The 3,248-nt window shown below is 71.8% G+C and carries 3 protein-coding genes; 1 reads left to right on the top strand and 2 read right to left on the bottom strand.

The window, feature by feature from the left end:
• Positions 1-1,757, bottom strand: a 1,757-nt coding sequence (aspS, locus tag AB0C69_RS40380) for an aspartate--tRNA ligase (RefSeq protein ID WP_360361748.1), incomplete at its 3' end; no start/stop codon positions are given.
• A complete protein-coding gene (hisS, locus tag AB0C69_RS40375) occupies positions 1,754-3,034 on the bottom strand; it encodes a histidine--tRNA ligase (RefSeq protein ID WP_345179048.1) in 1,281 nt (426 codons plus the stop codon). The genes hisS and aspS, both read right to left, overlap by 4 nt.
• A 21-nt stretch (positions 3,035-3,055) precedes the next feature.
• Between hisS and AB0C69_RS40370 the strand changes: the two genes are divergently transcribed.
• The coding region (locus tag AB0C69_RS40370) for a hypothetical protein (protein ID WP_360361745.1) at positions 3,056-3,248 on the top strand (193 nt) is incomplete at its 3' end.

Here is a 3,248-nt window from a genome sequence, read left to right as displayed (position 1 = left end):
TTGTCGGCGGGCTCGTCCTCGGGGACGAAGTCGACCCCGGCCTCCGCGCGCTGCTCCGGGGTGATGGGGGTCGGCGCGGCGGTCAGGGGGTCGTAGCCGGAGGCGGCCTTCGGGAAGGCGATCACGTCGCGGATCGACTCCTGGCGGGCGAGGAGCATGACCACCCGGTCCCAGCCGAACGCGATGCCGCCGTGCGGGGGCGGGCCGAACTTGAACGCCTCCAGCAGGAAGCCGAACTTGGACTCCGCCTCCTGCTTGGACAGGCCCAGCACGTCGAAGACGCGCTGCTGCATCTCGGCGCGGTGGATACGGATGGAGCCGCCGCCGATCTCGTTGCCGTTCAGGACGAGGTCGTAGGCGTCGGCGAGGGCGGAGCCCGGGTCGTCCTGGAAGGAGTCGGCGTACTCGGGCTTGGGCGCGGTGAACGGGTGGTGCACCGACGTCCAGCCGATCTGCTCGCCCTTGTCGTCCTCGACGGGCTCGAAGATCGGCGCGTCCACGACCCAGACGAACTTCCATGCGGACTCGTCGATCAGGCCGCGGCGGCGGCCGATCTCCAGGCGCGCGGCGCCGAGGAGCTCCTGGGTGGAGTGCCGCTTGCCGGCGCCGAAGAAGACCGCGTCGCCGGGGGAGGCGCCGGTCTTGGCGGCGAGGCCGTCCTTCTCGGCGTCGGAGAGGTTCTTGGCGACCGGGCCGCCGAGGGTGCCGTCCTCCTGGACGAGCACGTAGGCGAGGCCGCGGGCGCCGCGGGCCTTCGCCCAGTCCTGCCAGCCGTCGAGCTCCTTGCGGGTCTGGGAGGCGCCGCCGGGCATGACGACCGCGCCGACGTACGGGGCCTGGAACACGCGGAACGACGTGCCGGCGAAGTACTCCGTCATGTCGGTCAGCTCGTTGCCGAACCGCAGGTCGGGCTTGTCGGAGCCGTAGCGGGCCAGCGCGTCGGCGTAGGTGATGTGGGGGATCGGGCGGGGGATCTCGTACCCGGCGATCTCCTTCCACAGGCGCGCCACGAGGTCCTCGCCGACCGCCAGGACGTCGTCCTGCTCGGCGAACGACATCTCGATGTCGATCTGGGTGAACTCGGGCTGCCGGTCGGCGCGGAAGTCCTCGTCGCGGTAGCAGCGGGCGATCTGGTAGTAGCGTTCGAGGCCGCCGACCATGAGCAGCTGCTTGAACAGCTGCGGCGACTGCGGGAGCGCGTACCAGTGGCCGGGCTGGAGCCGGACCGGGACGAGGAAGTCGCGGGCGCCCTCCGGGGTGGAGCGGGTGAGCGTGGGCGTCTCCACGTTCACGAAGCCGTGCGCGCGCATCACCTCGTGCGTCAGGAACGAGGCCTCCGAGCGGATCCTCATCGCCCGCGCGACGCTCTCGCGGCGCAGGTCGAGGTAGCGGTACTTGAGGCGGATCTCCTCGTTGACGTTGACGTCGCCCTCGATGGGGAACGGCAGCGGCGCCGCGTCGGAGAGCACCTCGATGCGGGCGGCGGCGACCTCGACCTCGCCCGTGGGCAGCTCGGGGTTCTCGTTGCCCTCCGGCCGGACGCGGACCTCGCCGACCACCTTGACGCAGTACTCGGCGCGCAGGTCGTGCGCGGTGTCCTCCTCGCGGAAGACGACCTGCGCGGTGCCGGAGGCGTCGCGCAGGTCGATGAACGTGACGCCGCCGTGGTCGCGGCGGCGGCCGACCCAGCCGGCCAGCGTTACCTGCTGCCCGGCGTGCTCCTTGCGGAGCGTCCCCGCCTCGTGGGTGCGGATCATTTCGAGAGCCTTTCCTTCAACGTCGTGGTGAGGTCGGTGAGCGGGACGGCGGTCTGCTCGCCCTCGGCCAGGTCCTTGACCTGGGCGACGCCGTCCGCGATATCTCGCTCCCCGAGGATCACGGCGTACCGGGCGCCCGAGCGGTCCGCGTCCTTCATGGCGCCCTTGAGCCTCTTGCCGCCGAACGCCATGTCGGCGGCGATCCCGGCGCCGCGCAGCTCGGCGACGAGCGCGAACAGGCGCCGCTCGGCGGTGTCGCCGAGCGGCACGCCGAACGCCTCGCAGCGCGGCTTGGCGGCGAACGCGGGACCCTCCCCGCCCGAGGACTCGGCCTCCAAGGCGAGGATCGTGCGGTCCAGTCCGAGCCCGAAACCGATGCCGGGCAGCGGCGGGCCGCCGATGTCCTCCGACAGCCCGTCGTAGCGGCCGCCGCCGCCGATGCCGGACTGGGCGCCGAGCAGCGGGTGGTCGAACTCGTAGGTGGTGCGGGTGTAGTAGTCGAGGCCGCGGACGAGGGTCGGGGTGTCCTCCCATTCGATGCCGAGGTCGGCGAGCAGCTCCCGGACGCGGTCGTGGTGCGCCTTGCACGCCGGGCACAGGTGGTCGGCCATCAGCGGCGCGCCCGCGAGCTGCTCGCGGACCTTGGGGCGCTTGTCGTCCAGCACCCGCAGCGGGTTGATCTCGACGCGGGCGCGGGTGTCCTCGTCCAGGTCCAGGCCGCGCAGGAAGTCCTGCAGCAGGGCCCGGTAGGCGGGGCGGCACTCCTTGCAGCCGAGCGAGTTCAGCAGCAGCCGCACCCGGGTCAGGCCGAGGGACCGGTACCAGTTCCACGCGATCGCGATCGTCTCGGCGTCGACCTGGGGGTCCTCGCTGCCGATCGCCTCCAGGTCGAGCTGGTAGAACTGCCGGTAGCGGCCCTGCTGCGGGCGCTCGGCGCGGAACGCGGGCCCGGTCGTCCACACCTTGGCCGGCAGCGACGCCTTGTGCAGGTTGTTCTCCAGGACGGAGCGCAGCACCGACGCGGTGAACTCGGGACGCAGCGTCAGCGACCGGCCGCCCCGGTCCTCGAAGGTGTACATCTCCTTGGACACCACGTCGGTGGACTCGCCGACGCCGCGCCGGAACAGGTTGGTGTCCTCGAACACCGCCAGTTCCAGGTAGCCGTAACCGGCCAGCCTCGCCTGCTCGGCGAAGGCCTCCCGGATGGCGTAGAAGAGGTCCGCTCGCGGCGGAACGTATTCGCTGACCCCCTTCGGGGCCCGGAAGCTCGAACTCATGGTCTTTTAGATCAGAATCCCTTGTCAGGTCCGTCCGCGGGGACCGCCCGGTTCGGCGGACGGCATCGCCTTCCCCAACGGCATGGCGGTGACGCCAGGCGACGCCACGCTGATCGTCGCGGACTCCTACGGCGGCAGCAGGGGCAGGCCCAGCGCGCCCAGCAGGCCGCCGAGGAGGAGACCGCCGCGGAACGGCACCTGCGCGAGGTCGCCC

It is taken from the genome of Actinomadura sp. NPDC048032 (assembly GCF_040653175.1).
Classification (GTDB): domain Bacteria; phylum Actinomycetota; class Actinomycetes; order Streptosporangiales; family Streptosporangiaceae; genus Spirillospora; species Spirillospora verrucosospora.
Note: the sequence above shows the minus strand (reverse complement) of the source record. Positions and strands in the feature narration are given on the sequence as shown.

Coding starts and splice junctions, on each gene's coding strand:
- hisS (WP_345179048.1), bottom strand. CDS start 3,034: ATGAGTTCGAGCTTCCGGGCCCCGAAGGGGGTCAGCGAATACGTTCCG.